The organism is Bradyrhizobium sp. P3_C3, from assembly GCF_056402655.1.
In genome coordinates this window covers 1-26,643 of record NZ_JBFUGY010000007.1, presented here as the reverse complement: position 1 = coordinate 26,643, position 26,643 = coordinate 1, and the positions used below count along the sequence as shown (strand labels likewise).

The window sequence follows — 26,643 nt, the reverse complement described above, 5'->3', positions numbered from 1 at the left end:
GCGCGCCGAGGCTAGTCGAGCAGGCGGCGAGCTATTGTATTGATGGTCAGGTCGATGGCGGCGCCCTGCTCGTCGCCGTCGCCAATGAACCAGGCTGCCGACAACCCCGTCCACGCAACGATCCAGCGAAGCAGCCGCTCGGGCTGAAGTCCCGTCACGGCGACCACGATATCCAGCCGGGCCTCCAGTCGACCCGGCAGGGTCGCAAGCGGACGGCCGGGATCGCTGAGGTCGGGGTTCGTGAAGATGTTGGCATAGTCGAATGTTCGTTCGCCGACGAGCCCATGCGGGTCGATCGCCAGCCATCCCCGCTCACCGAAGTCGAGCACATTCTCGTGGTGCAGGTCGCCGTGCAGCGGACCGATGGCGCGTGGCGCGGCCAGGAGTTGGCGGGCGATGTCGGCGGCGGGCTCGAGTGCCGCGTGGTCCGGGGCGAGCTGGAAGAGCGGCTGAAACCAGTCTTCCAGCGGGTGCAGGTCGGGAAGCGGGCCAGACCGCGTCGCGTGCAGCCGCGCCGCCGTGTCGCAGAGGATCCGGCATGCCTCCTCGTCCCGGCCCGACCAAGCCATCTGCGCGAGATCACCGGCTCCCGAGGCCCGTTCCATCAGCAGCGCGTCCGCAGTCGAGGCAAAGACCCTGGCTGCGCCCTGACCGTCCCACCAGGTGAGAAGGCGATAGCCCGCCCCCTCATCGGGAATACGGGCAACCTTGAGCATTGCGGGCCGGCCCTCGTATCGGACCGGCAGGACCCAGCTGGAATGGGTGGCCAGCAGTGCCCCGTCCGGAACCAGACGCCATCGTTCAAGCCACGTTGCGACTGGCGCTGGAATATGGGGATGCGAGTCCATGGGGTCATCACCTGAGATCATGTCCGGCGCTCTGTCTGCCGAGACTTGATCAATCATGCGGCCGGCCGCCACCGTTTCGTTGCAGCGATACCCTTTCCACGTTTTCGTTTTCCTTTCCCGTGGCCAAAGAGTCGCGCTTTCGCGTCGCCGTCGGTGAAGGTGACGGCGCACCTGCGACGACACAGTCGCAGGTGCGCTCGTCCATGACACCGATGGTCTTCACCAGGCTCTGGGCGAAACCGTTACCGCTTTCGCCCAGCGCGCCCCTTTGCCTTCGCCGCGCGTTTGCGGCCTGGGGCGGCTGCTCGCGCCGGTCCGCGTGGCGTACGGCCGCCGGTCTCGGCGGACAGTTCGGGACGCAACCTGGCGAGCTTGGCGCGATCGGGCAGCATGTCGGCAAAACCGTCGATCGCGCGCGGCGCGGTCGTATCGTCGCCGGCCGCAGCCGTTGCAGCGCGCGCACCTGACGGCCCTGCGGTCTGGCTGAGCGCCTGCAATCGCCGGCACGCTTCACCGAGGTGATAGGCATCGCCGCCGAGCGCCACCCATTTGCCGACCTCGGGATGCAGCACGAGATTGGCCGAATGGTTGTCGCTCGCGCTGGTCGGATAGTCGACGAACACGTCGATGCCCGACTGCACGCCAACCATCACGCCCTGCGCCGACCATGACACGGCGACGTCGACGCGATAGCGGCCCGGCTTCTCGAAGGCGAAGCCCGCCGTGCTCCAGAACACCTTGGCTGACGCCGTGATGCTCTTGCCGGCCTCAAGCTCGCCCAGCTTCGCGTGCTCGCACAGGATCACGAACGGCCTGACCGGACGCTCGTGCCCCTCGCCGTCGGTGACGGTGATCGATGCGAACAGGGCCTCGGTGCTGACGTCGTTCGGCGCGCGCAGCGACACGCCGCTGGTGTTCGTCATGGTCCAGGTCAGATCCAGCGGCTGGCCGAGCGCGACGCGGTCGGTCGTGGCCGTGACCGTCAGCGCCAGCTCGGAAGGTTCGAAGTCGTGCCGGTCGGCGGCTTGCGGCGCACCGGTCGGGAACCAGCTTGCGAACGGCCATCCGCCCGGACGAATGACCGGATCGGGCATGTGGTTGAGGTGATGACGGACGTTGGTGTTGTGCGCGAGCGCGATCTGATCCGGGAACACGCCGGGTGCGCCGGTCGCGGGACCGCCGAGCACGTCCGCGACACTCGGCGTCGTGGTCATGATCGAGTTGTCGGCCGCCGTCTCCTGCTCCTGATGGATCTGGTTCAGCGTATGCGTCAGCTCGTGGGTCGCGCTGCGCAGGAACGCTCGCGGCACGTCGCGTTGCTTCTTGTTCGCGGCGAGACCGAAGTTCGAGGAGTCCGAGACGGGATAGCCGTCATCGGAGAAGCTGGCGCAGCCTTCGCGAGGTACGCCGATCTGGTCGTACATGATGCCGCGCGAGCAGCCGAGCTTGGCGGGCACCACGATCATGTGCACGCGCCATTCGGTGTCCAGATTCGTCGCGGGATTGCGTACGGTCGTCATCAGCGCATGCAGATCCGCTGAGCTCCAGCAATTGGTCGCCACCACGCCTGATGGCACCGGAACGTTGAGCTGGTCCTGCACCACCGACAGCTGCCAGCCGGTCTTCGCAAAGACCGTGTCGAAGAACTCGGTGCCACCGGCACCGTCAGGCACCGGCGCGGGCCGGACGGCTCCGACCAGCGTGTCGATCTCCAGCGTGGCGCGGCGGAAGAACTTCGACACCCAGGCGAGCGTGATGCTGCCCTTGTCCACGCCGCCCTCGAACAGCCGGCCCTGGTAGAACGGGCCGCCGGTCAGGGAGAACGGAAACGGCGCCGGCACCTTTGAAAGCTTCATCGTCACGGTGCGCGACGGCGAAGCCGGGAACGTGCCTTTGAACTGGCCGGCCGGCGGCTGCGTGTAATTGAACTGCTCGGCTGTGATCGTCAGCTCGCACTTCTTCGGCGGCGGGACCGCGACAGGCGCGGACACGCTGGTCACCCTGAGATAGGAATGATAGCGCGCGCGGGGGAAGATGGGGATCCGCGGCCGGCGGATCGGAAACGGAATCAGGGGGTCATCGAGCGCACTGAGCGAACCGGCCAGGCTCGTCAATCCCGAGCCCGCCGCCGCTTCATCTTCGTCCGCGTCGCCCACCGGCACCACGGGCCCCACCGGCGGGATCGGACCGATCACCGGCCGGCGCGAGTAGAGATCGCCGCTGACGATCAGATGGTCGGCGCCGCCGTCGGGTGCCGAGCGATCGACGCGCAGCGTGCCTTCAAAGGTCACCAAGCCCGCGGTCGGCCTGAAGTTGATCTGGTAGCAGCCTTCGCGGAAGTCGAGCCTGCAGAGCCTGAACGGCGGAAACGGCTGCAGATCGGTCGAGGCCGGCTGATCGCCGGACTCCTCGTCGCTGAAGCTGATCTGGCGCGACAGGGGGACTTGCGGCTTCATCGCGGGCTCGACCGATGCCGCGGTCATCTTGGAAAGGCTGCCACTCGATTCATGCTCTGAGCAATTGCACATGTCGTCTTCTCCTCGTTGAAAGGGTGAGACGATCGACGTGAGCATCGGGCTCGTTCGCGGGTACAGCCGCGTTATTTCGGTCAGCTGTGGCGTGCGCAGTCCTACGCGCGCCGATAGGTCACGACACAGCCCTCTGAATCCGTAAACTCAAATCGGTCGGCCTTGAGTGAAATGCGATAGGTCACAAGTTCATCAGTCGCCGTCCCGACGACGAGTGTGTTGGAATCTTCGAGACGGTAGATTCCCGCGTCCCACCACACCATGCCCTGCCCTGGTCCGCGCATGCCGCGGTAGGTGCCGGTCGAGAATGTGAGAGTGGCGGGGTATTTGTCCGCACACGCAGCCGACGTGGATTTGGTCCACGTACCAACCATGCTCTGTTCGTGTTTGTCAGCCATAGTGTCTCCATAGCTCTCATCGGCCGAGCGGCCGATTGGAGGCTATTTCAACATGCCGTTCTGGCGTGTGCAGCTCATTTGAGGCTGATGTAATGGCGGGTGTGTCAAATCGACTAAATTCACCACGTTCAATCACAACAGGTACTCTATCGCAGCATTGACGCAAGCGTGCGTGTGAGATGCTTCACACCGAAGGTGCGACAATTGAGCACCGGCGATGAGAGCGAGACGAAAGCGCGGCGGAGCAACTGACGCACGTTCAATCGGAGACGTTCACTTCCGAACCGTGCGGTTGACCTTGATGTCCATCAAGGCGCTGAGCGGTCCGGTAGCGGCCGGGCGACATGCCATGATGTCGATGAAAGAGTTTTGAAAACGCCGCCGCTGTCTCGTACCCGACCTGGCTCGCGATCCGTGCGATGGGCTCATCGCTGGTTTCGAGCAGGAACGCCGCTTCCGCCATCCGGCGTTCGATCACATAACGATGCATCGTCTGGCCGACGAGCTTGGTGAAGCGGGCCGAAAATACCGAGCGGCCGAGCCCCACGCGATGGCCGAGGTCGCTCAGGGTCCAGGGCCGCTCCGGGTTTTCGTGGATCAACTTGAGCGCCGGTCCGATATGCGGGTCCGATATGGCCCCGAGCCAGCCGCCTTGTCCGGGACTGAGAGACGCGATCCAGCTTCGGAGCACCTCGACAAACAGCACTTCCGTCAGTCGTGAGAGCGCGACGCGCTGGCCGGGACGCTCGAGCGCGGACTCGCTGACCATGCGGCGCAGGATCGCTTCGAGCCAGCCACCGTCCGCCGTCGGCTTCAACAGAAGCACGGGCGGAAGCATTTCCAGCACGCTGCTGAACGAGGGCCGCGACACGGTGAAATTGCCGCAGATCATGGTCGAGAGCGGCTTGGAACGGCCGCCGTGACGAACGACGCCCAGACGAGCCGACGATCGATCGAGGTCCACAATCTGCAAAGGCTTGGCCCGGCGATCCGAATAAAACACATGGGGCTCGCCGCGCGTGATGACGACAAAATCGCCCTCGGTCATCTGGATTTCTTGTCCGAGTTCGAGCGCGAGGGTCGCGGAGCCCCGACTGAGATAGTGAAACAGCGCGTAGGGACGCGCCGGCAGCGCCAGATTCCAGGGATGGCCGAGCTCGAAGTGGAACAGCAGCGTCCCACCGAGACGAACGCGATCGAGCACTTGGGCAAGGATGTCCATGCCGCCGAAGTTAGTCCGGTGGACGGTCGGACACAACATCCGGACGATTGATCCCTACCGTCCGAAAAGCCTGCGAACTAGGTCATGTCGCGGCGGGCCGACGTCATGTGCGGCAACCATCTCGCCAACGGCGGATGGAAGAAACCGCGACCAGGCAGGAAACGCCTGTCCATTCCCCCGGACCCTATTCCGTCCGACATATCAACAGGAACGATCAATGCTAAATATCCTTCTCTCAGCCGCCACCGTACTCCTGGCCGGAACGGCATGGGTCGGCCCCGCCCATTCCGCTGAGCTGCCCAAGGGAGCAGCCCACAACATCGTGCTCGTGCACGGCGCTTTCGTGGACCAGACGAGCTGGCAGCCCGTTGCCGATATTCTCTCGAAGAAGGGCTACAACGTCACGCTCGTGGAAAATCCGCTCACTTCGCTCGCCGCTGACGTCGATGCCACCAAGCAGGCGCTCGCGAAACAGGACGGTAAGACCGTTCTGGTCGGCCATTCATGGGGCGGCGTGGTGATCACGCAAGCCGGCAACGATCCCAAGGTTTCGGCGCTGGTCTACGTCTCCGCGTTCGCGCCGGAGGTCGGTCAATCCCTGGCGTTGCTGGCCAAAGACGGCCCGCAGACCGAAGGCGTCAAGGCAATCCATCCCGACGCGAAGGGCAATCTGTATATCGATCCCAAGCTGTTTCCGTCAGCCGTCGCGGCTGACCTTCCTCCTGAGATCGCCGAGCACCTGGCCAACTCGCAGCTTCCGCTGAGCCTCGCTGCGTTCGAGGCGCCTGTCAGCATTGCGGCCTGGCGCGACAAGCCGACGTTCTACGTCATCACCACGAAGGACAAAGTCATCGCGCCCGAGGTCCAGAAGTTGTTCGCAGCCAGGATGAAGGCTCAGACGACGGAAGTCGCTGGCAGCCATGCCTCGCTCGTGGTCCATGCGAAGGAAGTCGCTGAGGTCATCGAGAAGGCCGCGCTCGCGAAGTGACGAACCTGCTCCCGGCGCTGTCGCGCCGGGAGCGCACACGCTCACTCGGAGGAATGCGGAACGCCTCGGACCGCGATGGCGCGAAACGCCAGCGACATCCTAGAGGAAGGTTTCGGTCGCCGCGCTACGTGCGTCACCCGCTCGATCATTTCATGCCAAGCATCCGGAGTACGATATGACTCAACTCGACATCGCGAACCAGGACGCCCTCACACTCGAAACGGCGCCAACCCGTTACATCGAAGGCCACGGAATCCGCTTTGCCTATCGCCGTCTCGGCCCCGCGACTGGAACTCCGCTGGTTCTTCTGCAGCACTTCTCGGGAAACATCGACGGATGGGATCCCGCCGTCGTCAACGCTCTGGCCGCTGATCGCCCCGTGATCGCCTTTGACAACGCAGGGGTCGGCCGGTCGACCGGTCAAACGCCCGACAACGTCGCGACGATGGCACGAGACGCCGTGGATTTCATCGACTTGCTCGGCCTCCTCGAAGTGGACCTGCTTGGCTTTTCTCTCGGCGGCTGCGTCGCTCAGCAGATCGCCGCCGAACACGGACAGCTGGTCCGCAAGCTCATACTCGTCGGTACCGCGCCGAAAGGCGGAGAGGAACACCTGTTGGCGGTTCTGCAGGAAGCGTTTTCCCAAACCGATGCGCCGGACCCCCGCCTGCCGCTGTTCTTCACGAATTCATCCGCCAGTCGGTCGTCCGGCTTGGCCTTCCTGAAGAGGACCAAGGTGCGCAAGGATGATCGGGACACCGATAACGGCAACGCGGTAACCGATCCACAGGCCAAGGCGCTGATCACCTGGTGCGCCACACCTGATCCCGGGCACGCCATTCTGCGCGCTATCCGCCAGCCCGTTCTTGTGGTCAGCGGCAGCCACGACACCATGCTGCCTGCGAACAACGCTTGCGCAATGTTCAAGGGACTGAGTAACGCTCAGTTGGTCCTCTATCCCGATTCAGGGCACGGCGCGCTGTTTCAGCACCACGACATCTTCGTCAGCCACGTCCGGACTTTCCTGGATGTCCGACCCGCGATGACACAAGGCGCGTTCTGACGGGATCAGGCGCACTTTATCCATGAGAGTTGTTACAGAGGACAAAATGACAATCGCTAAAATCGAAGTAGAGCGCTTCAGCCTCACGAGCTTAAAATCATTCGACACTATTGTGGCGGCGCTCAAGTCGGCGGTCGGGCAGCCCAACATGGTCGAATTTTTCAAGGAAACGAGGGCGACAAATTCCTTCCCGGATTTGGAGCGCGTTGTACGAAGCGGCCTCGGCCGAACGGACCTTATGCTTTTCGCGGAATTTGACTTGGGCGACATTCTGCGTCGCGAAGCCGGATCCAAGACGCCTAAAATCATACGGCTTGTGATCGGCAATCCACTCATCATGAAAGAAATGGTCAAGCACGTGCCCGATGCTGGATCTTACGCTCCAGTCACGGTGCTCATTGATGAGCGTTCCGATGGCGTGCATGTCTCTTACGACAAAATGGAGAGTATTCTGCTGCCTTATGGCAATTCGGACGCACTCTCCGTCGCCCGAAATCTTGATACGAAAATCACAACCTTGCTACGCGAATGTGCAAGCTGAACGCCCTCGACGTCTTCGGCCGATGGAAGTGCGATGGCCGGCTCGCCAGCTACGCCGTCCGCAGCACCGGCGCGGGCGGCTGCGACGGCCGGATCAGCGCGAACGCGACCTGGATGATGCCACCGGCCAAGCCCAGCGCCACGCCGGTGCGCCAGGCCATGGTGTAGGAGCCGAGCGCGTCGTAGAGAACCCCTCCTCCGTAGGCGCCGAGGAAGCTGCCGATCTGGTGGCTCATGAAGGCGAGGCCTTGGATCATCGCCTGCCAGCGCAGGCCGAACATCTCGGCGACCGCGCCCGCGACCAGCGGGCCGACGCCCATCCACGCGCAAAGAGCGGATAGCCTCGCACATTGAGTGCACTATCACCGTAATCGCGAGTTCGGTCGAGAGGCCGGCGGCGGCGCCCGTCATGATGGCCCGCACAGCACGCGCGAAGGCAAATCCCGGCGCGGCGCACCAGCAATGCCGGTTCGCTTTGCGCTAGAATCCGCCCTCGTCGTCGGTTCGCTTTATGAATGGGTCCTGATGGGCGCTCGACAAACGAGGATAATGGCTCTAGTTCACCCGCCGTTAACCTGAAACTTCTTTCGATTGTGCGATACGTCTTGCGCAACTCCTGATTATAATCGACTTTAGGTTGATCACGACGCGCATGCGAACCAACGGTTCGTTTTGATTGCAAGGTTCGCTGGGAATGAAATCCGACGCAAGAATGACGGCGGTCAAGGGGAGCGCCGAGCCGCCGAGAAACTCTCATAAAATCGACGAGGATCCGCAAGCCGCCTGGCAGCTGTTCAACGCAAACTGGTTGATCATTGCCGTTATGGGGAGTCTGCTCGCGTTAGGGCTGACGTCCACCAATCTTCGTCTCGAACCGATCGCGTTTGGCACAACGCTGGCGATCGCGGCGGCACTGCTCGCTGTCTCTTATCATCATCGGCTGACCAGGGGTGATCGCACCGATCCGAAGCTCTTTTTCTCGCTCGGAACGATTGGACAGGTCATTCTCACTTGCGCCATCGTAGGACCGCTTAGTTATGTCGCGGGAGCAATAGGGTATCCTCTCCAGGATCAGGCGCTGCTCTCTGTGGATCGCGCACTTGGTTTGGATCCCGAGCCCATCATTCGGTACGTCAACGACCACCCATGGCTTGCGATCATCTTGTCGCGCGCATATGGGCTGATCAAATGGCCACTGCTCGGCATTCCCATTGTACTCGTCCTCACGGCGCAGTACGCACGGCTGCAATTGTTTGTGCTCGCAATGAGTGTTGCGCTCGCGGTCGCAATCGCCATCTCTGTATTCGTGCCGGCCATCGGCACCTACTACGGATTGCAGCTGCCACCGGCTCGGTACCCGAACATCGACACATCGGTCTATGCCGGACAATTGCGGGACATCCTGGCCTTGCGTGACGGAAGCCTGCGCGAACTCGGACTTTTCAAGCTGGCCGGTATCGTTTCATTCCCGAGCTTCCATGCCGCGTCAGCCGTGCTCTACATGTGGGCGTTGTGGCCGGTACGCGCCGTGGGTGGCATCGCGGCAACTATCAATATCCTGATGATCGCGGCGACCCCCGTGATCGGCGCACATTATTTGATCGATCTTGTTGGCGGCATTCTGCTCGCCGTAGCATCAATCCTGGCGGCGACGAGTTATCTCAAATGGCTCAAGCGGACCCAGAGGACATCCGCCGCGTCGGCACCCGACTGGCCGCAAAAGCTCGTCAATTGTGCGAACGGCAGCCAGACACTCTCGCCTTGAGTTGGAAGTTGGCAGTGCCATCATCTCGGGCGGACTGCGATTGTCTCGTCGAACTCTCAGCAAGGCCACGCTCAGGGCAATTTCCGCATAGGCCGCGATGTCGCTTGGAGCGTTCGCAGCTCGGCTTCCGACCGGATTGCGGCAAGCGTCGCCGGCGGCCTGACGCACATCAGTCGCCCGATATGGACAGCCCCGCGAGAAGCGGAGCGTACGCGGCGAGCCTGCGGGATACGAACTCCGTGAAGAGCCGCACACGCTTCGTCTTGCGTGTCTCCCCCTGTGTGAGAAGCCAGAGCGTTCCGTACATGTGCAGGTCGGTGCCCGGCACCCTCACCAGCAGGGGGTCGGCATCGCCGACGAAGCACGGCAGTGTCGTGATCCCGAGCCCTTGCCGTACAGCAACGATCTGCGCTCCGGCATCTGTGACCCTGAACGGAACTTCGGCGGTGCGAACCTCACCCTCGTGGGCCCAATCCGGAATTCCATGAATGCTGATGACGATCCACCTGATAGGATCAGGCGCGCCCGCACGCCACGCGGCTAGTCGATCCCTGGACATGTAGACGCCGCCGAACAGCTCCGGCCCCTTCAGGCCGTGAAGATTGAGCGGCAGGGTTTTGCGGTCGTAGACGACGCGGATCGCGACGTCGGCCTCCCGGTTGGTCAGATTTGCCAGCTCGCCGAACGACAGGATGTCCATCTCGATGTCCGGATGCAGACGCGCGAAATCGGCGAAATCAGGCATGAGCAGGTGTGTCGCAAGCGGCGGTGCCAGCGTCACCCGCAGAAGCCCTCGCACGCCCTGGTCGCGGCCGAACACGCGCGTCTCCAGCTGGTGCGACGACGCCTCCATCTGGTCCGCGAGCTCGAGGACCTCCTCCCCTGCAGCCGTCAGGCGGTAGCCCGAAGGCAGCTTCTCGAACATGAGCGCACCGAGCCGTTCCTCCAGCTGGGCGACGCGTCGCAGCACGGTCGAGTGGTTCACCCCGAGGCGCTCGGCGGCGGCCCGCACCGAGCCTCCGCGCGCGACGGCAAGAAAGTAGCGAACGTCGTCCCAGTCGATCATGGTGCAATCCTGCACCGCAGGGGTGCGCGTTCCAATGCCCGTGTCCAACACATCGAACAGCATCTCGCATGTGGGTAGCACGGGCGGTGATGATAGCCCATGCCGCCAAGCGCGGCCCAATTCCGAACGGCGGACAGCGATCGTCGCGGCTGGCGTCAATCGTCCAGCCGGATCGATTTCGCACCACCGATGTGCGCGCTTCCGCACTCAACGCCTGACGCCGGCGGACCTATGTCGAGCTCGTCGGGGGCCTCCCCGAACGACCAAAGACGGAGTCTCAAAGGAAAAGTCATGGGAAAGCTTGAAGGTAAGGTTGCAGTCGTCACGGGTGGATCGAGCGGTATGGCGCTGGCGAGCGCCAGGCGGTTCGTTGAAGAAGGCGCCTATGTCTTCATCACGGGCCGAAGGCAGGAGGCGCTCGACGAGGCCGTCAGCCTGATCGGCCGGAACGTGACCGGCGTGCGCGGCGACGCGGCCAATCTCGACGACCTCGACCGCCTGTTCGAAACCGTCAAGCGGGACAAGGGCGGGATCGACGTCCTGTACGCAAGCGCCGGCATCGGCGAAGCCGTCCCGCTGGGCGAGATCACCGAGCAGCATTTCGATGCTGCCTTCGGCCTGAATACGCGCGGCACGCTGTTCACGGTTCAGAAGGCCTTGCCGCTGTTGCGCGATGGCGGATCGATCTTCATGACCGGGTCAGTTGCATCGGTGAAAGGTTTTCCTGGTTACGGCGTGTATGCGGCGAGCAAGGCGGCGTTGCGCTCATTCGCACGCACGTGGCTCAACGAACTGAAGGGCAGGAATATCCGGGTGAACGTGCTGAGCCCGGGGCCGATCGCCACACCGATGCAGGACCAGGTTCTCACCGAGGAGGCGAAGCGGATGTTCGAATCCCTGATCCCGCGGGGAAAGATGGGTCGTCCTGAGGAAATTGCGGCGGTCGCGCTGTTTCTTGCCTCAGACGATTCGAGCTTCGTGAATGGAGTGGAGTTGTCTGTCGACGGCGGCTTCTCGGCCATCTGAAAATCGGAGACGCATGATGAGCTACGCAATTATAGGATTCGGCAAGGTCGGCCAGGCCCTCGCCCACGCCTTCGCCCGCAAGAACATCGAGGTAACAGTCGCGAGCCGCCGGCCGCCCGAGACGTTGGCGCCGCAGGCTCTGGCGATCGGCCCCACGGTCGTCGCCAAGTCGCTGCGGGAAGCACTCGAGGCCGAAACGATCATCCTGGCGGTCCCCTTCGGGGAGCATCGCGAGGTTGCGAAGGCCCTGCCGAGCTGGAAAGGCAAGACGGTCATCGACGCGATGAATGCGTTAGTTCCGCCTGAGGAGCTGGACGGTCTCCCGTCCTCCGCCTTCGTCGCGAAGGCGTTCACCGGCGCCAGGCTCGTGAAAGCTTTCAATCATCTGGTTGCGGCCAAGCTGGCCGCCGATCCGATCGTCGAGGGCGGCCACCGGGTCGTCTTTTTGTCTGGTGACGACGAGGACGCGACCGTTCCCGTGGCGGCCCTGGCCAAACAACTCGGCTTCGCACCTGTCAAGCTGGGAAAGCTCAACGAGGGTGGCGCGCTGGTGCACGCACGCGACCGCATCTGGGGCCAGCTCATCTTCCAGGATTTATTCAAAAAGGAGCAGTAGTCGATCTACGATCGTGTGATTTGGCCAGAGAAGTAGAATCTCAAAACGAATTGCGGTGACAGTGAATTCAACTCGCAAGCCTTCTTTGCCGAGCGATAGTTAAATGCACTGTCACCGTAATCCTATGGGTTTCGCTGCGCTCTACCCGTCTTACGCACTTGCTAGAGCGCGCTTTTCGAGATCGTCGGCCTCGTCCTTCATCGGCTTCACTTGGCGATTTGCATCCACCCAAAGCGCGCCGAGGGTTGAAGGCGCAGGCAGTAGTGAGAGCGCGAACATCACGACCGTGGTCCATTCGTAGCCTTCGATGACATCGTCCTGCGCCTTGTATGCGATCGCAACCAAGACGATTGCCAGAAGCACTGCAACGAACGAATTGATGCGAACGTATTTCCGGTATTCTTGGAAGAGCCGAATTTTGAAGATCTCGTACCTGCTTTCGAGCCGGTCCAGTTCCTCTTCCAGAGCCTTGGGCGGCCGTTCTCCGTCAGGAGCAAGGAATAGGCTCCGCGTACGGCCAATTGTCCGGACCAAGGGCGCAACCCCCAGCTCGCCGTACATCTGAAGCAGGGCGGTACCGACGTGCAGCCCAACTCCTAGTTGAACCAAGCTAGAAAAGTCCCCATATTTCATAGTCAGGCGCCCCACTGCCAAGGACGATTCGTGGCCTACAATCCGAACATTCTTCGCGAAGTTTTGCGAGCCCGTTCCCTCACCCGGGAGCAACTTTCGAAACGTCTCGGACTCAGTGTTACCCAACTCGAGTCCGAACTCCAGCGCGAACCAGAGCCGCGCCAAGGCATCTTAAATGACATCGCCAAAGAGCTCGCGCTTCCTCCGTTTATATTCTTCATGGAGCGAGCGCCTCAGTTTCACGATGTGCTACCAGATTTCCGATCGCCCAATCCGGCGCCCCGGGCCAAGTCGCGCGAGACGATAGAAGCCATCCACTTTGCCGAGGGCATCCAAAGGACGGTTATCGAAGGGCGCGTCCGCGGCGCACCACAGCTACCTGCATTCACAGCCACCAACAACGACGACGTTGACGAGTTCGCGCTTGCGGCTCGTCGCTTTTTCAACATCACGATCGAGGACCAGTCAAACGCGAAGGACGCGCGCGAGTTCTACAACGTTTGCCGGAATAGGATCGAAGAAAAGGGCATTTTCGTCCTTCATGACAGCTTCCCGCATGCCGATGGAAGCGGCTTTTGTCTCGCACATTTTCTGTATCCCGTCGTTGTCATCAACACGATGCAGCAGACTCGGGGACGACGCTTATTCACCCTCATTCACGAGCTAGCTCATGTTCTCATGGGCAAGTCGGGTATCTCCGATCCGTTCGTGCGCGAAAATGTGACAGAGCGCCTTTGCAATCGCTTCGCTGGCGCTTTCCTTGTGCCCCGCAGCTATGTCGCGCCGCTTCTCGGCACCTCCTCGCCTGCAAATGACCCAGACCAAGATGACGTACGCTGGGCTTCGCGCAGACTGAAAATCAGCCAGGAAGCCACTGTACTACGCCTTGAGCAGCTAAGCTTCTACCGCTCCGGCAGTTACGACAAGTGGAAACGTCTCGTCCACAACGCCAACCCGGACTACTCTGAGAAAAAAGGCGGACCACCGCAACCGCCCGCGCAGGAAAAAGTGAAACTAGCCAAGTATGGCTATCAGTTCGCCCGCGCGTTCGATGCTCTCCTTAGCGACGGTCGCATAAGCGAAGTCAATCTCTACCGCTCGACCGGACTCAAGCCAAAGTACCAACGGCCCTACTTCGCGTACGCGAAATCGATCTCTGATGCCGAGCTCCGCGAGCTCCAAGATGAATGAGGCGGCGCCGAAGTGCTCTTGTGTTGTCGACACCAGCGGGCTTCACGCGATCGCAGCTGCATCTGGGAATCTACAATCTATTCTCATCGAAAAATTAGCTAGCGGCACGATCGGGGTGCCCGCCTGCGCCTGGCAGGAATTTGACGAGTTATACGAAGAGGAAGCTGCGATCCTGGCCCCGCACATCAGTAACAAGATCATAATGAAGAAGTCGACATATGTCGGAGCTGCACGCATCGCAGAAAAGCTGAACTCCGGCTTTCCGCGTGGGGCATACGACAATCACACCGAGCTCTACACCGCATCAATCGCATCGAACAACGGACATCGTGTACTCACGTCATCAGATCAAGTAGCCCAGTACGCCAGAATGGATTGCGACGCTGTCGACATCGAGACTTGGGTGCAAGAACTGCCAGACTGACCCACTTCGTGATCGCCCCCTACTCCCACTCAATCGTCCCAGGCGGCTTGCTCGTCACGTCGTACACCACCCGGTTCACGCCCTTCACCTCGTTGATGATGCGCGTCGCGGTCTCGCCCAAAAACTTCATGTCGAACTGGTAGAAGTCCGCGGTCATGCCGTCGGTGGAGGTGACGGCGCGCAGGCCCACGACGTAGTCGTAGGTGCGGCCGTCGCCCATGACGCCCACCGTCTTCACGGGAAGCAGCACGGCGAAGGCCTGCCAGATGTCGTCGTAGAGGCCGTGCTTGCGGATCTGGTCGATGTAGACGGCGTCGGCCTTGCGCAGGATGTCGAGCTTGTCCCTGGTGATGTCGCCGGGGCAGCGGATGGCGAGGCCGGGGCCCGGGAACGGGTGGCGGCCGACGAAGATTTCGGGCAGGCCGAGCTCGCGGCCGAGCTTGCGCACCTCGTCCTTGAACAGCTCGCGCAGGGGCTCGACGAGCTTCATGTTCATGCGCTCGGGCAGACCGCCGACATTGTGGTGCGACTTGATCGTCACCGAGGGGCCGCCGGTGAAGGAGACGCTCTCGATCACGTCGGGGTAGAGCGTGCCTTGCGCCAGGAAGTCGGCGCCGCCGATCTTCTTGGCCTCCGCCTCGAACACCTCGATGAAGAGGCGACCGATGGTCTTGCGCTTGGTCTCGGGGTCGGTGACGCCTTCGAGCTCGCCCAGGAACTGTTTTGACGCATCCACGTGCACGAGCGGGATGTTGTAGTGGTGGCGGAACAAATCGACCACGGTCTTGGCTTCGTCGAGGCGGAGCATGCCGTGGTCGACGAACACGCAGGTGAGCTGGTCGCCGATGGCTTCGTGGATCAGCACGGCCGCGACGGCTGAATCGACGCCGCCGGACAGGCCGCAGAGCACCTTGCCCTTGCCGACCTGGGCGCGGATCTTTGCGATCTCTTCCTCGCGGAAGGCGCGCATGGTCCAGTCGCCCGAGAGGCCGGCGATCTTGCGGACGAAATTGCGGATCAGCTTGGCGCCGTCGGGCGTGTGCACCACCTCGGGGTGGAACATCAGGCCGTAGTATTTGCGCGTCTCGTCCTGGATGATCGCGAACGGCGCGTTCGGCGAGGTGCCGGCCACGGAGAAGCCCGGCGGCATTTTTGTGATGCGATCGCCGTGGCTCATCCAGACCTGATTCTTGCCGCCTGATGACCAGACGTCCTCGAACAGCTTGCTCGGCGCCTTGACCTCGACATCGGCACGGCCGAATTCGCGGTGATGGCCGCCCTCGACGGTGCCGCCGAGTTGCTCCGCCATGGTCATCTGGCCGTAGCAGATGCCGAGCACCGGCACGCCGGAGGCGAAGATCAGCTGCGGGGCGCGGGGCGAGCCGGCCTCATGCACCGACTCAGGTCCGCCGGAGAGGATCACCGCTTTCGGCTTCATCTCCTTGAAGGCCTCTTCGGCCTTGTTGAACGGGACGATCTCGCAATAGACGCCGTCCTCGCGCACGCGACGCGCGATCAGCTGCGTCACCTGGCTGCCGAAGTCGACGATGAGAATCTTGTCGTGCGCCGAGGCCACCGAGGGCGTCGACGCGGAGCGGTCGTTCTGTGCTGCTGTCATGGCCAGCAAATACGCGACCGTGCCCCTGCCCGCAACCGCGCGATGCGCGCGCCCACATTCTTCTTTGGGCATGGACAAATGGATATAGGTAAGTATTATTGACCTAATATACCCTCACGCCAAACAGGGGGCAATCAGGGAGAACGCCATGCCACAGCACCATCAGCCATCGACGCTTGCCGCGCTCGGCCGGACCTGGCTCGAGGCCTGGAACGCGCGCGATCTCGAGCGCGTGCTGACGCTCTACGCCGAGGACACCGTGATGACCTCGGACCGCATCCCCGCGATGGGGTTCGATGCCAGCGGCACCGTGCGCGGCAAGGACGCGTTGCGGGCGTATTGGGGCAAGGCGCTCGCCCTGCTGCCGGAGCTGCATTTTACACTGATCGACCTGTTCGTCAGCCCTGACAGCGTCGTGGTGTTTTACGAGAACGAGCGGGGGAAGAAGATCTGCGAGTATCTGCGGGTGAATGCAGCGGGGCTGATTTTGCAGGGGTCGGCGAACCATTTGGCGCAGTGACGCTTGCGCGCATTGCTGTCGGCAACGCGCTTATCGTGTGCAGACGGTGCCGCCCCATCCACCGCTGTCATTCCCCGCGCAAGCGGGGAATCCAGTACGCCGCGGCTTTTCCGCATCACGGCGCGGCCTCTGGAATACTGGATCGCCCGATCAAGTCGGGCGATGACACCGAGTATCGCCCGCAATGACGGAGACTGCCGGACGCGCGTGCGCTAACACTGCGTCCGCCGGCTCTGAGACAGGATCACCACCGATGAAACTCCCCGCCTCCCCCTTCACCGTCACCGACTGGAGCAAGGTCGAGGCCACCACGCATCCCGGCGAGACCGGGCAGGCCAAGTGGCGCACCCTCAACATCGGCGATCTCCGGGTGCGGATGGTCGAGTATTCGCCGGGCTATCTCGCCGACCATTGGTGCGACCGCGGCCACGTGCTCTACGTGCTGAAGGGCGAGCTCGACAGCGAGCTGCGCGACGGGCGGAAATTCAAGCTCACCGCAGGGATGAGCTACCAGGTCTCGGACTTCGGCGACGCCGCGCACCGGTCCTCGACGGCCACGGGGGCGACGCTTTTCATCGTGGATTGAGGGCTGTCGGGCGGCTCATTTGCACCGCAAAATAGCAAAGCCGCGCCACATGCCGGCCCACGGGTGGTGCCTTGAAGTAGCCCCAAATTCTCGCTATATTGTGATCATCGATACTTGGCCGAACGACTGGGCCGCTTCGCTTCGTTGCAGACGGGCGCGCACGCTTCAGATGACTTCCCCAAACATCGACTGAACAGGATCATGGGCGCAATTTCGCGTACCGGTCCACGTGCGTATCCTCTCTAACTAACTAAAGGAAATTCCCATGGCTATGGGCACCGTGAAGTGGTTCAACACCCAAAAGGGTTATGGTTTCATCCAGCCGGATGACGGCCAGAAGGACGTGTTCGTTCACATCAGCGCCGTCGAGCGCGCTGGCCTCTCCTCCCTCAACGAGGGTCAGAAGGTCTCGTTCGACATCGTCGCCGACCGCCGCAGCGGCAAGTCGTCGGCTGACAATCTCCGCGTCGGCTAACGCCCACGCACCGTTCTGACCACGGACGTACCGGCAGAACGTCGAGTTAGAAAGCCCCGCGAGCTTCGGTTCGCGGGGTTTTTGTTTTGGGGAACTGCGGCGCGGCACACGCGGTGCCGTAGGGTGGGCAAAGGCGCGCTCTTCGCGCGCCGTGCCCACCATCTTTCACACTGCGAATGGTGGGCACGCTTTCGCTTTGCCCACCCTACGAGAGCTACGTCTTCTTCAGCACCGAGACGAAGAACCCGTCCGTCCCCGTTCGCCGCGGCGTCATCAGCCAGCCTTCATCCGACTGCAGCGCGGCCTTTGCGAAATCCTCCGCCTTGTCCCAGAGCACGCTTGCGGTCTGCTCGGGCGGCACGACGGCGAACTCGGGATGGCGGGCGGTGAACGCCCTCACCTGCTCGCCGTTCTCTTCCGCCAGCACCGAACAGGTGATGTAGGCGATGCGCCCGCCGGCCTTGACCAGCGGCACGGCGCGCTCCAGCACCTCGGCCTGGTCACGCAGGCGGATCTCCAGCGCGCCGGGGCGCATGCGCCATTTGGCGTCCGGATTGCGGCGCCAGGTGCCGGTTCCCGTGCAGGGCGCATCGATCACGACGAGGTCGGCGGTGCCGCTGATGTCGGCCAGCGGATCGGCCTCGCCCTTGGGCGTGCGGACATCGGCATTGTGGACGCCGGCGCGCGAGAGACGCTCGTGGATCGGCGCAAGTTGGCGCTTGTCGCTGTCGGTGGCAATCAGCCGTCCCTTGCCCTGCATCATGGCTGCGAGTGCCAGCGTCTTGCCGCCGGCGCCGGCGCAGAGATCGATCACCTGCTCGCCGGGTTTTGCCGCGGTGAAGCTGGCCGCAAGCTGCGATCCCTCATCCTGAACTTCAACGGCGCCCTTGATGAAATCCTCCTCCGCCTGGAGGCCGGGATTGCGCGCATCGGCCGAAAGCTCGATGCGCAGGCCGTTTGCGGACCATGGCGTCGGTTCCGCATGAAGATGAGCAAGCCCGCGCAGCACCTTGTCGCGATTGGATTTTAGCGTGTTGACGCGCAAATCGAGCGGCGCCCGGCTCGCCATCGCGGCCGCCTCCGCGGCGCGCTCCTCGCCGAACACTTTCGCAAAGTACGGGTCGAGCCAATCAGGATAATCGCCGGCGATCGCAGCCGGCGCGTCCTTGAGGGAACGCGAGGCCAGCGCGGCCTGCTCGGCCTCGGTCAGCGGCGCCGGTGCAAACCGGCTGCCGTCGAACAGCGCGCCCATGGTGGCCGCGTCCATGTTGCGCTCGAGGCGGAGCATGCCGATCAGCCGGGCGCGCGCGGTATCGGCATCCATCAGGAAGGCGCTCGAGGCATAGCGGCGCAGCACGTCCCAGACGAGGCCCGCGATGGCGGCGCGGTCGCCGGAGCCGGCGAAGCGGTGCGCGGTGCCCCACTCCTTCAGCGCCTTGGCCGCGGGCACGCGGTCCTTCTCGATGGTGTCGATCAGTTCGATGGCTGCGGACAGCCGGGCAGCGGGAGTCATTTGAATCTTTCAGGTCAGGATTGGCTATTTTTGCTTTGCGCATGATCTTGTCGGAAAACCGGTATCCACTTTGCGCTAACGCGGCCCTCCGGGTCCGGATCATGCGCGCGCCTAGATCAACAACAGCATCTTCAGCGCGAAGTAGATCCACATCGCGAGCAGCACAAGCACGCCCGCGAGCCAGATCGTGGAGCGCCGGCCGAGATCGTTGGAGGAGACGAACACGCCGGCATGGGCAAAGCGCGTCACCACGAACACCCAGGACATCAGCACGATGAAGAGATCGGCATGGCGCAAGGGCAGCGCCAGCGCGATCAGCGCGTAGAACAGCACCGGCAATTCGAACTGCTCGCCCAGCGCAATGTCGCGGCTCTTGGTCTCGCCGGAGACCAGCGAGCGCCGGCGCGCCAGTACCATTCCGATCAGGAGTGCGAAGGTGAGACCGACCTGCACGAAGACAGGCAGCAAAACCATTTGGATGGACATCGGAACTTTCCCGTCAGGCGGAACACCGCGGACCGTCATTAGCCGCGACTGCTGGCGCTGACAATCAACGAGTTGAACCGGTGTTCCCGGTCCCGCGACCAAAGGCCGATAGTTAAAGCGATTTCGGTCCCCGGGACCGCAAGGCGAGCTAGCGCCAAGAGACTGACATGAACCCCCTCTCCAGCCTTTTGACCGAATCCGCGGACGGCCGGCTCGGCGTCCTGATGTCGGCGCTGTCAGGCATGGCGGCGGCGCTCGCGGTCGCGCTGGCGATGACGGTGTACTTCCGCCTGAGCTACCGGCGCTGGCGCGACGTCGTCAGGCATGGCCTCGCCACTCTGGCCGCCCTCGCCCTGTTCGCCTTTGCCGCCTACGACATGCGCCACGCCGCGCTGGCCTATCTCGGTCTCAACCCCTCCAAGCCGGCGGTCGAGTTCGAGATCCGGATGCCCAGGGAAACGCTCACGGCGGCGCCCGACAGCCAGATCGAGCTGCACACCGACCGCAACCAGACGCTGGCGCTGGTCGACGGCGTGCGCGAGCTCGGTGATGGCCGCTCCGTGCTGCGCGGCGCCGTGGCGCTCAACCACCGCACCGCCGACCGCGTGCTGGTCGTGAACCTGCCCGGCAAGGGCACGTTCGAATTCCGCCTCCGCCTGCCCGCCGAGCCGCATCGGTCCGAGCAGTTCGGGCCCTGGCACCTCGCCGACCGCATCGCCTCGCCGGCAACCGGCAGCGGCGCCCCGCAGGACGCCTACACGATCCGCTATCGCGTGCTTTAAACTTTGTTTCATGGCGATGCATGCGCGTGCCGTCATCGTTCCGACGTGCGACAACGCGTATGCTCATCCCATGTCCGAATTTCGCCTCACGCAGATTTCCGACACCCATCTCGGCCGGCGCTTCCCCGGCCTGATCGCAAATTTCGATCGCGTCAGCGAACACATCGACGCTGATAGACCCGACCTCGTCGTCAACACCGGCGACGTCTCCTTCGACGGGCCGACAAGTCGCGACGATGTCGAATTCGCCAAGAGCCGGCACGCGGCCCTGCCCGTCGCCTGCCGCTACCTCCCCGGCAATCACGACATCGGCGACAATCCGACCGCGATCGGGCCTGCGCCAAAGCCGCCGGTTGAGGAAAAGCACCGCCAACAATTCCGCGACATCATCGGCGAAGACCATTGGTCATTCGAAGCGGCCGGCTGGCACTTCATCGGCCTCAACTCGCTGGTGATGAATTCAGGGCTCGCCTTCGAGGCCGAGCAGTTCGACTGGTTGTCCCGGGAAATGGCGCGCATCAACGGCAGGCCAATCGCGCTGTTCGTGCACAAGCCGATGTTTCTCAACCTGCCCGACGACCCCGAGACGCCGGAGACCTCGATCCGCTACGTGCCGCAGCCGGCACGCGGGCGCTTGATCGAGATGTTCTCGACTGTGGACCTGCGTCTCATCGCCAGCGGGCACGTGCACCAGCGGCGCGACTTCACCTACCGCCACACCCGCCATGTCTGGGCGCCGTCGGCCGGCTTCAGGATCAACGACGCGCGCCAGGACCGGATCGCGATCAAGGAAGTCGGGCTCGTCGAATACCGCTTCCGGCCGAACAGTTTCGAAGTTCGTCACGTCAGGGCCGCGGGCCAGGTCGATGTCGATATCGAGGAGCTGCTCGCCCAGATGGGCGGCGAGCACTAGCCCAATTCACGGGCACAATACCTTACCTAATTACCTCACTGCATCGAATTCGCGCCGAGATTGGCTACAATACACTAATGACAACGTTGTCATTCCAACATATCGTTCCCTGGCGGTCGAGGAGCCGCTGAGGGAGCGACGATGCAGTTCTTGTCCCGGTGGGAGAGCCAACGTCTTTCAACGACCACGCGAGGCATCCCCCTGGTCGATGGCCTGCCGATCGAGGAGATCGCCCACCAGGATTGGCAGCCCTCCCGCGGCGATCTCGCTCTGCCCGCCCTCACCCTCGATGAAGCCGCCTTCGCGGCCAACCGCGACCTCTTCCTGCGCTGGTGCAGGAGCGCCGGCGTTGCCGTTGCGCCCCACGCCAAGACGCCGATGTCGCCGGAGCTCGTCCGATCGCTGCGCGAGGCCGGCGCCTGGGGCACGACGGTTGCCAACATCCAGCAGGCCGCCGTGTTGCTCGCCCATGGCGAGCGGCGCCTGCTGCTGGCCAACGAAATCGGCGGCCTCGCGGCCGGCCGGCGGCTCGGCGCGTTGCTCGGCGCCTATCCCGACGTCGAATTCCACGCCTTCGCGGATTCACCGGCGGCGGTCGCCGCACTGGCTGAAGCGGCCCGGATTGCGGGCGGCCGCGAATTGTCCGTGCTGGTCGAGCTCGGTGCGGGCCGCGCCGGCGCGCGCGATCGCGCCGCGGTCGAAGCGACGATCGCAGCCGTGCTCGCGGCCGACGGCCTCCTGCTCGGCGGTGTCGCCACTTACGAAGGCGCGGTCGCAACGCCCGATGCCGACGAGACGATGCGCGCGATCGCGGCGCTGATGGAGCGCACCATCGAGGCCTTCGCGCTGGTACGTCATGCTGCTCCGGGCCGGCCGCTGATCATCAGCGCCGGCGGCTCGGCCTATTTCGACGTCGTCGCCCGCGCGCTCGCGCCAAGCGCGCAGGCAGACGGCAACGCCAGCATCCTCTTGCGCTCAGGCGCGCTGTTCTTCGCCGATCACGGCATTTACGCGCGCGCCTTCGCCGAACTCGACCGTCGCGGCGGTCTCGTCATCGACGGCGCGCGGCACTCGGCGGCCGAGGGTTTCCAACCTGCGCTGAAACTTTGGGCCGAGGTGCTGTCGCGGCCGGAGGCAGGCCTCGCGATCGCCGGCTTCGGCATGCGCGATGCTTCCTTCGATCAGGGATTGCCGCTGCCGCTACGCGTCTTCCGCGACGGCGTCGAACAACAAGGGCTTGCCGAGACCTTGTCGGTCACCCGTCTGAACGACCAGCACGCATTCCTGTCCGTCGCGCCCGATGGCACGCTTGCGGTCGGCGACATCATCGCCTTCGGCATCTCGCATCCCTGCACCTGCCTCGACCGCTGGCGCGTGATCCTCGGCCTCGACGCCGACGGCGTGGTAACGCGCGCCCTCCCCACCCAGTTCGGCTGAGGCGGCTCGCGCGATGAATTTCCTGCCGCTGTGGCGCTATCAGAACCAGCTCATCGACGGCGCCATCGTCACGCTCGAGCTGACGGTGATCGCGGCGCTGGCCGGGCTTCTGATCGGCGTTGCCGGCGCGGTCGCGCTGAAGGGGCGCATCACGCCGTTGCGCTGGCTGGTGCGCGGCTACATCGAGCTGTTCCGCAACACGCCATCGTTGATCCAGATCTTCATCGTCTTCTTCGTGCTGCCGAACTTCGGCTTGAAGCTGCCGGCGTTCGAAGCCGCTGCCGTCGCGCTCTCGCTTTATTTCGGGGCCTATTCGGTCGAGATCATCCGCGCAGGTCTCGATTCCGTGCCGAAGAACCAGATCGAGGCCGGCCAGTGCCTTGGCCTGTCGGGCTGGCAGGTGTTCTGTCACATCCTGCTGCCGCCGGCGCTGCGCAACGCCTATCCGGCCGTGACCAGCCAGTTCGTCCTGCTGCTGCTCGGCACCTCGCTCGCTTCGCAGGTCGCGGCCGACGAGCTGTTTCACGTCGCGGGCTTCATCGAGAGCCGCACCTATCGCAGCTTCGAGGTCTATGCGGTGATCTGCGTCGTCTATTTCGCGATGGCGATGTCGTTCAAGGCGCTGTTCGCCATCATTGGTGCGGTGGCCTTCCGCTGGCCGCGGCGGCGCTGAGGGGACAGCGATGCGATCCTTCACCCTCATCGATTTCGTCTCGCTGTTCGCGGCGCTGCGCTGGACCGTTGCGCTCGTCGTGCTCGCGCTCGCCTTCGGTGCGCCGCTGGCGCTGGCGTTCGCCACGGGCCGCATCAGCCGCTTCGCCGGCCTGCGCTGGACGATGGCGGCGTGCATCCAGATCGTCCAAAGCGTGCCGCTGCTCGGGCTGCTGTTCTTCTTCTATTTCGGCATGCCGATGTTCCTGGGCATCCAAGTGCCGGCCCTCGTTGCCGTCACCGTCGCCTACACGCTCTACACCGCCGCCTTCCTCGGCGAGATCTGGCGCGGCGGGCTGGAAGCCGTGAAGCAGGCGCAATGGGAGGCAGGCAGCTGTCTCGGCCTCTCCGCCTGGCAGCAATTCCGCCACATCATCGCGCCGCAGGCGCTGCGGCTGTCGCTGCCGCCGACCGTCGGCTTCCTGGTGCAGCTGATCAAGGGCACCTCGCTCGCCTCGATCCTCGGCTTCGTCGAGCTTGCCCGCGCAGGCCAAGTGGTGAGCGCGGCGACGTTCCAGCCGCTACTCACCTACGCGCTGGTCGCCGCGATCTATTTCGTACTGTGCCTGCCGCTCACGCTCTGGTCCCGCTCTCTGGAGGCCCGCCTCGATGGCTCTCGTTGAAATCCGCGACGTGCACAAGACATTCGGCAAGGTCGAGGTGCTCAAGGGCGTCTCGCTCGACGTCGAGGAAGGCGAGATCGTCACCATCATCGGCCGCTCCGGCTCCGGCAAGTCGACGCTGCTCCGCTGCATCAATGCACTGGAGAGCGTCGATTCCGGCGAGATCCGCGTCGAGGGCGAGAAGGTCCACGCCAGGATGCCTGAACTGAAGGCATTCCGTCAGCGCGTCGGCATCGTGTTCCAGGCCTTCAACCTGTTTCCGCACCTGAAGGTCGAGCGCAACATCACGCTTGCCCCGCTCCTCACCGGCCGCACCGACAAAGCGAAAGCGCGTGCACTGGCGGAAGATGTGCTGACCCGCGTCGGCCTCGCCGACAAGATCGACGCCTGGCCGGAGCAGCTCTCCGGCGGCCAGCAGCAGCGCGTCGCCATCGCGCGCTGCCTCGCCATGGCCCCTCACCTCATGCTGTTCGACGAGGTGACCTCCGCGCTCGATCCCGAGCTCGTCGGCGAAGTCCTGAAGGTGATGGAGGCGATGGCGAAGCAGGGCATGACCATGATCCTCGTCACCCACGAGATGGGCTTTGCCCGCAACGTCGCCAACCGCATCGTCTTCATGCATCAGGGCCGCGTCTGGGAACAGGGACCGCCGGCAAAACTGTTCGCCAATCCTGAAACTCCCGAGCTCGCAAGCTTCATCGCGTCCGCCAAATAACCATCCACCAATCCCCGATCAGGAGAGAGCCATGAGACCACTGAAATCCCTCTTTGCGCTCGCAGCCACCGCGCTCGCCGTGCTCGCTGCCCCCACCCTCGCGCAGGCCGACAAGCTCCAGGACGTGCTCGGCGCGGGCAAGCTGCGGGTCGGCCTGCTGACCGATGCCGCGCCGTGGGGCTTCAAGGACGACAAGGGCGAGATCGCAGGTCTCGACGCCGATCTCGCGCGGCTGATCGCCGCCGACATGGGCGTGAAGCTCGAGCTCGTGCCGGTGACGGGCGCAGCGCGCATCCCGAGCCTGCTCTCCGACAAGATCGACATCCTGATCGCGGGCCTCGGCGCGACGCCCGAGCGCGCCCAGCAGGTGATGTTCTCGCAGCCTTATGCCGTGGTGAATCTCGGCGTCTATGGCGCCAAGGCAATTCCGGCCGCGACCGGCAAGAGGCCCGACAATCTCGACGGCCGCAGCGTTGCGGTGGCCAAGGGTTCGACGCTCGACGTCTGGCTCACCGACAACGCGCCGAAGGTGAAGCTGGTGCGCTTCGAGGACACGCCGGCCGCGCTCGCCGCGTTTCTCGCGGGACAGGCCGATACCTTCGCCGAGAACAGCGCCATCGCGCTGAAGGTGCAGGACCAGAACCCGACCAAGGAGGTCGAGCTGAAGTTCCTGATCCGCCAGTCGCCGGCCCATGTCGGCGTGCGCCAGGGCGAGCAGAACCTGCTCAACTGGATCAACACCGATATCTTCTTCAACAAGCTCAACGGCAAGCTCGGCGCGTTGCAACTGAAGTGGTTCAAGGAAGAGCAGACGCTGCCGGCGCTGTGAACTAGCACACGGCTCCCGCATCGATGCGGGAGCCAAGCTTCACGAGGAGAATTTCGAGATGATCAAACGTTACGTCGTCGGCTCGCGCATGAGCCAGGCCGTCGCCGCCGGCGGCATGGTGCACATCGCCGGCCAGGTCGCTGACGACCGCAAGGCCGGCATCGTGTCGCAGACCCAGCAGGTGCTCGCCAAGATCGACGCGTTGCTGAAGGAAGCCGGCTCCGACCGCTCCAAGCTGATCGCGGTCAACGTCTTCCTGCCTCATATCACCGACTTCGACACCATGAACTCGGTCTACGATGCCTGGATCGATCCGGCCAACCCGCCGGCGCGCGCCTGCGTCGAAGCCCGCCTCGCCGATCCCGACCTGCGCGTCGAGATGACCGCTGTCGCTTTGCTGTAAAGGCACCGCCACCCTTTCAACCTTTGGCCGGCGCCGGCGACGGCGCGGCCGCGAGGCAAGCCATGCATACCGGACTTTTCCACGAGATCGATTTCGAGAAGGACCAGAAATGGTCGGGCCATCTCGGCATTCCCTTCTCGATCGATCGCTCCCCCTACTACCAGCTCAAGATCCCGATCTTCCGGATCAAGAACGGCGCCGGGCCAAAACTGCTTTTGATGGCCGGCAATCACGGCGACGAATATGAGGGCGAGATCGCGCTGACGCGGCTGTATCGCCGGCTCGATGCAAAGGACGTCAAAGGCGAGATCACCATCCTGCCCTTCGCCAATTGGCCAGCCGTGATGGCGGCGCGCCGCCGCTCGCCGCTCGACGAGGGCAACCTCAACCGCGCCTTCCCCGGCGATGCCGCGGGCACGCCGACGTTCCGGCTTGCGCACTTCCTCGAGCACGAGCTGTTTCCGCGGCACGAAGTCGTCTTCGACATCCATTCCGGCGGCACCTCGATGGCGCATGTGCCTTGCGCGCTGATCGAGCGGCAGGGCACGCCCGAGATGTTCGGCCACGCGCTGCGCCTGATGGAGGGGTTGGGGATGCCCTTCGCCTTCGTCGCCGAAAACGGCGCGACCGCTCCGACCTCGATGGCCGCGGCTGCGCGCGCCGGCGCGATCGGGCTCTCCGGTGAATTCGGCGGCGGCGGCACCGTCACACCGCAGACCATGGC

General features: G+C 63.7%; 30 protein-coding genes and 1 pseudogene. 21 read left to right on the top strand and 10 right to left on the bottom strand.

Annotation, left to right across the window (positions count from 1 at the left end; translation table 11 throughout):
• Positions 1-11: 11 nt before the first annotated feature.
• The 4 genes from AC1DW2_RS10130 to AC1DW2_RS10115 form a co-directional block, all read right to left on the bottom strand.
• Complete coding sequence (locus AC1DW2_RS10130) at positions 12-848, bottom strand: APH(6)-I family aminoglycoside O-phosphotransferase (protein WP_477005941.1); 837 nt, start codon at positions 846-848, stop codon at positions 12-14.
• 242 nt (positions 849-1,090) lie between these two features.
• Complete coding sequence (locus tag AC1DW2_RS10125) at positions 1,091-3,376, bottom strand: hypothetical protein (RefSeq protein WP_477005940.1); 2,286 nt, start codon at positions 3,374-3,376, stop codon at positions 1,091-1,093.
• Between the two features lie 101 nt (positions 3,377-3,477).
• A complete protein-coding gene (locus tag AC1DW2_RS10120) occupies positions 3,478-3,774 on the bottom strand; it encodes a hypothetical protein (RefSeq protein ID WP_028150930.1) in 297 nt (98 codons plus the stop codon).
• Between the two features lie 259 nt (positions 3,775-4,033).
• The gene (locus tag AC1DW2_RS10115; protein WP_477006023.1) at positions 4,034-4,978 is read right to left on the bottom strand and encodes a cupin domain-containing protein; all 945 of its coding nucleotides are present in this window, start codon (positions 4,976-4,978) and stop codon (positions 4,034-4,036) included.
• On the opposite strand from AC1DW2_RS10115, the gene AC1DW2_RS10110 reads away from it, so the two are divergent.
• The 4 genes from AC1DW2_RS10110 to AC1DW2_RS10095 all read left to right on the top strand — a co-directional run bounded on the left by AC1DW2_RS10110 (position 4,922) and on the right by AC1DW2_RS10095 (position 7,588).
• Positions 4,922-5,047, top strand: a complete 126-nt coding sequence (locus AC1DW2_RS10110; RefSeq protein WP_477006029.1) for a hypothetical protein — start codon at positions 4,922-4,924, stop codon at positions 5,045-5,047. The genes AC1DW2_RS10115 and AC1DW2_RS10110 overlap by 57 nt on opposite strands.
• 166 nt (positions 5,048-5,213) lie before the next feature.
• Complete coding sequence (locus tag AC1DW2_RS10105) at positions 5,214-5,984, top strand: alpha/beta hydrolase (protein ID WP_071914814.1); 771 nt, start codon at positions 5,214-5,216, stop codon at positions 5,982-5,984.
• 175 nt (positions 5,985-6,159) lie between these two features.
• A complete protein-coding gene (locus AC1DW2_RS10100) occupies positions 6,160-7,047 on the top strand; it encodes an alpha/beta fold hydrolase (RefSeq protein WP_477005939.1) in 888 nt (295 codons plus the stop codon).
• Between the two features lie 46 nt (positions 7,048-7,093).
• A complete protein-coding gene (locus AC1DW2_RS10095; RefSeq protein ID WP_477005938.1) occupies positions 7,094-7,588 on the top strand; it encodes a DUF302 domain-containing protein in 495 nt (164 codons plus the stop codon).
• Between the two features lie 49 nt (positions 7,589-7,637).
• Here AC1DW2_RS10095 and AC1DW2_RS10090 read toward each other — a convergent pair.
• Positions 7,638-7,910 (bottom strand): annotated as a pseudogene (locus tag AC1DW2_RS10090) (MFS transporter); the annotation flags it as partial.
• Positions 7,911-8,281: 371 nt separating this feature from the next.
• Between AC1DW2_RS10090 and AC1DW2_RS10085 the strand changes: the two are divergent.
• The gene (locus AC1DW2_RS10085; protein ID WP_477005937.1) at positions 8,282-9,352 is read left to right on the top strand and encodes a phosphatase PAP2 family protein; all 1,071 of its coding nucleotides are present in this window, start codon (positions 8,282-8,284) and stop codon (positions 9,350-9,352) included.
• Between the two features lie 169 nt (positions 9,353-9,521).
• Here the strand turns inward: AC1DW2_RS10085 and AC1DW2_RS10080 are convergent, their stop codons facing one another.
• Positions 9,522-10,418 (bottom strand): LysR family transcriptional regulator, encoded by an 897-nt coding sequence (locus AC1DW2_RS10080; protein WP_477005936.1) that lies wholly within the window; start codon positions 10,416-10,418, stop codon positions 9,522-9,524.
• Between the two features lie 291 nt (positions 10,419-10,709).
• Between AC1DW2_RS10080 and AC1DW2_RS10075 the strand changes: the two genes are divergently transcribed.
• On the top strand, positions 10,710-11,444 hold the full coding sequence (locus AC1DW2_RS10075; protein ID WP_477006022.1) for an SDR family NAD(P)-dependent oxidoreductase: 735 nt from the start codon (positions 10,710-10,712) through the stop codon (positions 11,442-11,444).
• A gap of 16 nt (positions 11,445-11,460) precedes the next feature.
• A complete protein-coding gene (locus AC1DW2_RS10070; RefSeq protein WP_248577121.1) occupies positions 11,461-12,060 on the top strand; it encodes an NADPH-dependent F420 reductase in 600 nt (199 codons plus the stop codon).
• 150 nt (positions 12,061-12,210) lie between these two features.
• Here AC1DW2_RS10070 and AC1DW2_RS10065 read toward each other — a convergent pair whose 3' ends face one another.
• Positions 12,211-12,693 (bottom strand): hypothetical protein, encoded by a 483-nt coding sequence (locus AC1DW2_RS10065; RefSeq protein WP_477005935.1) that lies wholly within the window; start codon positions 12,691-12,693, stop codon positions 12,211-12,213.
• A gap of 30 nt (positions 12,694-12,723) precedes the next feature.
• On the opposite strand from AC1DW2_RS10065, the gene AC1DW2_RS10060 reads away from it, so the two are divergent.
• Positions 12,724-13,884, top strand: a complete 1,161-nt coding sequence (locus tag AC1DW2_RS10060) for an ImmA/IrrE family metallo-endopeptidase (protein WP_208071851.1) — start codon at positions 12,724-12,726, stop codon at positions 13,882-13,884.
• Complete coding sequence (locus AC1DW2_RS10055; RefSeq protein ID WP_166095580.1) at positions 13,877-14,308, top strand: hypothetical protein; 432 nt, start codon at positions 13,877-13,879, stop codon at positions 14,306-14,308. Before AC1DW2_RS10060 ends, AC1DW2_RS10055 begins: the two co-directional genes overlap by 8 nt.
• Positions 14,309-14,327: 19 nt before the next feature.
• Here the strand turns inward: AC1DW2_RS10055 and guaA are convergent, their stop codons facing one another.
• Complete coding sequence (gene guaA, locus AC1DW2_RS10050; protein WP_477005934.1) at positions 14,328-15,926, bottom strand: glutamine-hydrolyzing GMP synthase; 1,599 nt, start codon at positions 15,924-15,926, stop codon at positions 14,328-14,330.
• A gap of 148 nt (positions 15,927-16,074) precedes the next feature.
• On the opposite strand from guaA, the gene AC1DW2_RS10045 reads away from it, so the two are divergent.
• The 3 genes from AC1DW2_RS10045 (at position 16,075) to AC1DW2_RS10035 (ending at position 17,507) form a co-directional block, all read left to right on the top strand.
• Complete coding sequence (locus AC1DW2_RS10045) at positions 16,075-16,446, top strand: nuclear transport factor 2 family protein (RefSeq protein ID WP_477005933.1); 372 nt, start codon at positions 16,075-16,077, stop codon at positions 16,444-16,446.
• A gap of 253 nt (positions 16,447-16,699) precedes the next feature.
• Positions 16,700-17,032, top strand: a complete 333-nt coding sequence (locus tag AC1DW2_RS10040; protein WP_247312124.1) for a DHCW motif cupin fold protein — start codon at positions 16,700-16,702, stop codon at positions 17,030-17,032.
• Between the two features lie 265 nt (positions 17,033-17,297).
• The gene (locus AC1DW2_RS10035; protein WP_008141931.1) at positions 17,298-17,507 is read left to right on the top strand and encodes a cold-shock protein; all 210 of its coding nucleotides are present in this window, start codon (positions 17,298-17,300) and stop codon (positions 17,505-17,507) included.
• A 214-nt stretch (positions 17,508-17,721) separates the two neighbouring features.
• On the opposite strand, the gene AC1DW2_RS10030 is transcribed toward AC1DW2_RS10035, so the two are convergent.
• Both AC1DW2_RS10030 and AC1DW2_RS10025 read right to left on the bottom strand, forming a co-directional pair.
• The gene (locus AC1DW2_RS10030) at positions 17,722-19,020 is read right to left on the bottom strand and encodes an RsmB/NOP family class I SAM-dependent RNA methyltransferase (RefSeq protein ID WP_166352603.1); all 1,299 of its coding nucleotides are present in this window, start codon (positions 19,018-19,020) and stop codon (positions 17,722-17,724) included.
• Positions 19,021-19,131: 111 nt separating this feature from the next.
• Positions 19,132-19,506: an MAPEG family protein gene (locus AC1DW2_RS10025; protein ID WP_166352601.1), complete on the bottom strand. Its 375-nt coding sequence runs from the start codon at positions 19,504-19,506 to the stop codon at positions 19,132-19,134.
• A gap of 167 nt (positions 19,507-19,673) precedes the next feature.
• Here AC1DW2_RS10025 and AC1DW2_RS10020 point away from each other — a divergent pair, with 167 nt between their 5' ends.
• From AC1DW2_RS10020 to AC1DW2_RS09980, 9 genes are all read left to right on the top strand, one after another.
• On the top strand, positions 19,674-20,288 hold the full coding sequence (locus AC1DW2_RS10020) for an acriflavin resistance protein (RefSeq protein ID WP_477005932.1): 615 nt from the start codon (positions 19,674-19,676) through the stop codon (positions 20,286-20,288).
• A gap of 70 nt (positions 20,289-20,358) precedes the next feature.
• A complete protein-coding gene (locus AC1DW2_RS10015) occupies positions 20,359-21,201 on the top strand; it encodes a metallophosphoesterase family protein (RefSeq protein WP_477005931.1) in 843 nt (280 codons plus the stop codon).
• 141 nt (positions 21,202-21,342) lie between these two features.
• Positions 21,343-22,638: an amino acid deaminase gene (locus AC1DW2_RS10010; RefSeq protein WP_477005930.1), complete on the top strand. Its 1,296-nt coding sequence runs from the start codon at positions 21,343-21,345 to the stop codon at positions 22,636-22,638.
• A gap of 13 nt (positions 22,639-22,651) precedes the next feature.
• Positions 22,652-23,311: an amino acid ABC transporter permease gene (locus tag AC1DW2_RS10005; protein WP_477005929.1), complete on the top strand. Its 660-nt coding sequence runs from the start codon at positions 22,652-22,654 to the stop codon at positions 23,309-23,311.
• Between the two features lie 10 nt (positions 23,312-23,321).
• Positions 23,322-23,972: an amino acid ABC transporter permease gene (locus AC1DW2_RS10000; protein WP_477005928.1), complete on the top strand. Its 651-nt coding sequence runs from the start codon at positions 23,322-23,324 to the stop codon at positions 23,970-23,972.
• Positions 23,959-24,687, top strand: coding sequence for an amino acid ABC transporter ATP-binding protein (locus AC1DW2_RS09995; protein ID WP_477005927.1), 729 nt, complete (start codon positions 23,959-23,961; stop codon positions 24,685-24,687). The genes AC1DW2_RS10000 and AC1DW2_RS09995 overlap by 14 nt, the downstream gene beginning before the upstream one ends.
• Before the next feature lie 31 nt (positions 24,688-24,718).
• Positions 24,719-25,516 carry a transporter substrate-binding domain-containing protein gene (locus AC1DW2_RS09990; RefSeq protein ID WP_477005926.1) on the top strand — a complete coding sequence of 266 codons (798 nt, stop codon included), beginning with the start codon at positions 24,719-24,721 and terminating at the stop codon, positions 25,514-25,516.
• 58 nt (positions 25,517-25,574) lie between these two features.
• Positions 25,575-25,919, top strand: coding sequence for a RidA family protein (locus tag AC1DW2_RS09985; protein ID WP_018645782.1), 345 nt, complete (start codon positions 25,575-25,577; stop codon positions 25,917-25,919).
• Positions 25,920-25,981: 62 nt separating this feature from the next.
• Positions 25,982-26,643 (top strand): succinylglutamate desuccinylase/aspartoacylase family protein (locus tag AC1DW2_RS09980; protein ID WP_477005925.1); only part of this gene is annotated, 662 nt, incomplete at its 3' end.

What these genes read in the sequence shown, in the direction of transcription:
- AC1DW2_RS10130 (WP_477005941.1), bottom strand. Translation starts at nt 848, where the DNA reads ATGGACTCGCATCCCCATATTCCAGCGCCAGTCGCAACGTGGCTTGAA.
- AC1DW2_RS10125 (WP_477005940.1), bottom strand. Translation starts at nt 3,376, where the DNA reads ATGTGCAATTGCTCAGAGCATGAATCGAGTGGCAGCCTTTCCAAGATG.
- AC1DW2_RS10120 (WP_028150930.1), bottom strand. Translation starts at nt 3,774, where the DNA reads ATGGCTGACAAACACGAACAGAGCATGGTTGGTACGTGGACCAAATCC.
- AC1DW2_RS10110 (WP_477006029.1), top strand. Translation starts at nt 4,922, where the DNA reads ATGGCCGAGCTCGAAGTGGAACAGCAGCGTCCCACCGAGACGAACGCG.
- AC1DW2_RS10105 (WP_071914814.1), top strand. Translation starts at nt 5,214, where the DNA reads ATGCTAAATATCCTTCTCTCAGCCGCCACCGTACTCCTGGCCGGAACG.
- AC1DW2_RS10100 (WP_477005939.1), top strand. Translation starts at nt 6,160, where the DNA reads ATGACTCAACTCGACATCGCGAACCAGGACGCCCTCACACTCGAAACG.
- AC1DW2_RS10095 (WP_477005938.1), top strand. Translation starts at nt 7,094, where the DNA reads ATGACAATCGCTAAAATCGAAGTAGAGCGCTTCAGCCTCACGAGCTTA.
- AC1DW2_RS10085 (WP_477005937.1), top strand. Translation starts at nt 8,282, where the DNA reads ATGAAATCCGACGCAAGAATGACGGCGGTCAAGGGGAGCGCCGAGCCG.
- AC1DW2_RS10080 (WP_477005936.1), bottom strand. Translation starts at nt 10,418, where the DNA reads ATGATCGACTGGGACGACGTTCGCTACTTTCTTGCCGTCGCGCGCGGA.
- AC1DW2_RS10075 (WP_477006022.1), top strand. Translation starts at nt 10,710, where the DNA reads ATGGGAAAGCTTGAAGGTAAGGTTGCAGTCGTCACGGGTGGATCGAGC.
- AC1DW2_RS10070 (WP_248577121.1), top strand. Translation starts at nt 11,461, where the DNA reads ATGAGCTACGCAATTATAGGATTCGGCAAGGTCGGCCAGGCCCTCGCC.
- AC1DW2_RS10065 (WP_477005935.1), bottom strand. Translation starts at nt 12,693, where the DNA reads ATGAAATATGGGGACTTTTCTAGCTTGGTTCAACTAGGAGTTGGGCTG.
- AC1DW2_RS10055 (WP_166095580.1), top strand. Translation starts at nt 13,877, where the DNA reads ATGAATGAGGCGGCGCCGAAGTGCTCTTGTGTTGTCGACACCAGCGGG.
- guaA (WP_477005934.1), bottom strand. Translation starts at nt 15,926, where the DNA reads ATGACAGCAGCACAGAACGACCGCTCCGCGTCGACGCCCTCGGTGGCC.
- AC1DW2_RS10045 (WP_477005933.1), top strand. Translation starts at nt 16,075, where the DNA reads ATGCCACAGCACCATCAGCCATCGACGCTTGCCGCGCTCGGCCGGACC.
- AC1DW2_RS10040 (WP_247312124.1), top strand. Translation starts at nt 16,700, where the DNA reads ATGAAACTCCCCGCCTCCCCCTTCACCGTCACCGACTGGAGCAAGGTC.
- AC1DW2_RS10035 (WP_008141931.1), top strand. Translation starts at nt 17,298, where the DNA reads ATGGCTATGGGCACCGTGAAGTGGTTCAACACCCAAAAGGGTTATGGT.
- AC1DW2_RS10030 (WP_166352603.1), bottom strand. Translation starts at nt 19,020, where the DNA reads ATGACTCCCGCTGCCCGGCTGTCCGCAGCCATCGAACTGATCGACACC.
- AC1DW2_RS10025 (WP_166352601.1), bottom strand. Translation starts at nt 19,506, where the DNA reads ATGTCCATCCAAATGGTTTTGCTGCCTGTCTTCGTGCAGGTCGGTCTC.
- AC1DW2_RS10020 (WP_477005932.1), top strand. Translation starts at nt 19,674, where the DNA reads ATGAACCCCCTCTCCAGCCTTTTGACCGAATCCGCGGACGGCCGGCTC.
- AC1DW2_RS10015 (WP_477005931.1), top strand. Translation starts at nt 20,359, where the DNA reads ATGTCCGAATTTCGCCTCACGCAGATTTCCGACACCCATCTCGGCCGG.
- AC1DW2_RS10010 (WP_477005930.1), top strand. Translation starts at nt 21,343, where the DNA reads ATGCAGTTCTTGTCCCGGTGGGAGAGCCAACGTCTTTCAACGACCACG.
- AC1DW2_RS10005 (WP_477005929.1), top strand. Translation starts at nt 22,652, where the DNA reads ATGAATTTCCTGCCGCTGTGGCGCTATCAGAACCAGCTCATCGACGGC.
- AC1DW2_RS10000 (WP_477005928.1), top strand. Translation starts at nt 23,322, where the DNA reads ATGCGATCCTTCACCCTCATCGATTTCGTCTCGCTGTTCGCGGCGCTG.
- AC1DW2_RS09995 (WP_477005927.1), top strand. Translation starts at nt 23,959, where the DNA reads ATGGCTCTCGTTGAAATCCGCGACGTGCACAAGACATTCGGCAAGGTC.
- AC1DW2_RS09990 (WP_477005926.1), top strand. Translation starts at nt 24,719, where the DNA reads ATGAGACCACTGAAATCCCTCTTTGCGCTCGCAGCCACCGCGCTCGCC.
- AC1DW2_RS09985 (WP_018645782.1), top strand. Translation starts at nt 25,575, where the DNA reads ATGATCAAACGTTACGTCGTCGGCTCGCGCATGAGCCAGGCCGTCGCC.